Origin of the sequence: Chamaesiphon sp. (assembly GCF_041738855.1) — a bacterium.
Classification (GTDB): domain Bacteria; phylum Cyanobacteriota; class Cyanobacteriia; order Cyanobacteriales; family Chamaesiphonaceae; genus Chamaesiphon.
The window spans coordinates 1-1,504 of the sequence record NZ_JBGSPA010000069.1; the positions used below are offsets into that span (position 1 = coordinate 1).

The following is a 1,504-nucleotide window of genomic DNA, read 5'->3' on the forward strand; positions in this document are numbered from 1 at the left end:
GGGAAAGCTTTAGTCTGCCACAGTCCCATCCGCTGGTAGTAGCTGAGGCTCGACACCTTAGCCGCACCCGTCGCACTCAGATATGTGACTCTAGCATTGGCTAAATGGTTAATTAATTGGGTACCAGCCAAAGCTTGAGCGGAAGCTTTGGTTTGCCCCCGCTCTCCATCGTCACCAGCCGCATTTCCCAGCATGTGTGCCTCATCGAAACAGATTGCCCCATCCCAATCCTCACCCACCCAGTCGATAATCTGGTCTACTCTGGATTTCTTACTGCCCTTAGCCGGACTCCGCAACCCGCCATAGGTGACAAATAAGATACCTTCAGCAAGACAGATATATTCGCCCTGCTTAAATTTCGATAAGGGAACGACTTGGTGAGGACTACCACCCAACCGTTGCCAATCGCGTCTGGCATCTTCGAGGAGAGCTTCATTTTTACTCACCCAAATCGCTCTCTTGCGCCCCTCACAACAGTTGGCGAGGATAATCAAAGCCGCCTCCACGCCCTTACCTACGCCAGTAGAATCACCGATACTGGCTGCTTGGCGGTGATATTTGCCGTCGGGATTGTCGGGATTGGCGACAGCGATCTGTTTATTCTCGGCGATGTACCAACGGGTATCCAGAAATTTACTATGTGCCTCACACACGTAGATTAGAGCTTCCAATTGTGGGTGCGAGGCTAATCCTGCCGTTAAAATCCGTGTGGGCAGCAGTGGTTGGACAGTAGGATAGGGAGCCTTAATTGCCGCCATTGCGATCGATTCTGCCAGCGGGGTAGGGTGTGGTGCCGCGCCAGGGATATGAATCGCACTGGCTTGGTACGGTGTATACACGGCATCAATTGTCTCGACTTCTTGTTTGACCGCTGGTTGATAAGTTAATCTCGCCAATTCGCCAAATCGATCTAACGCTATCTCGACAACAGGTTCGGGCTTGTTTACCTGCAAGATCTTTGCTGGGCGAGGATCTGCGGGAGAGTCGATAACAGGGATGATGGTTAACTGTGGTTGTAAGCCTAGTTGGAATAAGGGCAGTTCGACAAAGGGGTTGGGGGCAGCAGCGGCAGCAACCATCAATAATTCCTCCCGCTCCCAGTACTTGACAGTCTGACGGCTCGGTGTAGCTTCCATTGCCAAGCTTGCCAGTTCTTTGGCAGTAACTGAGAACTTGAGATCGATCGATTTAATCGGTTCTATCTTGGTAATCTTATCGAACACCAAGATGCGGACCTGACTGCCTGACACAAATGCCTCAAAAGCAGACAGGGAGTAGAAAAGAGTAGAAAAACATGAGAAGCTAAAGTTACGAACGCTCTAGCTGAAATTCGCATGAATGCTTCTACTCCTCTGTATATTCAACTATTAACCTGAGTTCGATGAAGTTTTGTCTCCTCAAACTCAGGCATTTCAACACTTTTAGGCTAACAGCAGAATTTTTTCAATTTTTGGCACATTAAAATCCACCATCAATATCATTAATAGTTGAAAAAACATTGATT

Annotated in this window: 1 protein-coding gene; it reads right to left on the minus strand. The window is 48.6% G+C overall.

Annotation, left to right across the window (positions count from 1 at the left end):
• Positions 1-1,250: strawberry notch family protein (locus ACEW9I_RS07330; protein ID WP_373539698.1), on the minus strand; the 1,250-nt coding region annotated here is incomplete at its 3' end.
• Positions 1,251-1,504: the final 254 nt, after the last annotated feature.